The sequence below is a fragment of the Klebsiella sp. S69 genome, assembly GCF_016516145.1.
GTDB lineage: Bacteria > Pseudomonadota > Gammaproteobacteria > Enterobacterales > Enterobacteriaceae > Klebsiella > Klebsiella oxytoca.
The window spans coordinates 1-544 of the sequence record NZ_JACVUU010000088.1; the positions used below are offsets into that span (position 1 = coordinate 1).

General features: G+C 50.9%; 1 pseudogene. It reads right to left on the reverse strand.

Features of this window, described 5'->3' with window-relative positions:
• Window positions 1-544: pseudogene (locus tag IAE27_RS29350) on the reverse strand (IS6 family transposase); the annotation flags it as partial.

Sequence of the window (544 nt, forward strand, 5' to 3'; positions counted from 1 at the left end):
GATATTGCCCTTTTCTTATCATGTGGAGCAGTTCAATGCCGGCCAGTATCGCCTGCGCCCGCCGAAACGATTTGAATCCCGGCATCAGACGTATCCGTCGTTTGATATTTCGGTGATCCTGCTCAATCAGGTTATTAAGATACTTGTTTTGCCTGAGGGTGATAATTTCTTCTTCTGATTTGTTGGCATTGACTGTGGCAAGTGCTGCTGCACTGGCACCACTTTTATCGATGGCCACCACTTCAGGTTCGCCATGCCGGCGAATAGCTTTGCGGAAGAAACGCAGGGCCGCTGCGGTATCCCGTTTAGCCGTCAGCAAAAAAGTCGATGGTCTGGCCGTCGGTATCCACTGCGCGGTACAGATACTTCCACTGACCTTTGATTTTGATGTAGGTTTAATCCATACGCCACAGCCGACCTACTGTGTGCTTATGTCGGCGAAAGGCCTTGTCCAGCAACGGCACCAGGCGGATAATCCAACGGTGAAGCGTGAAATGATCAACGACAATGCCGCGCTCAGCCATCATTTCCTCCAGATTACGCA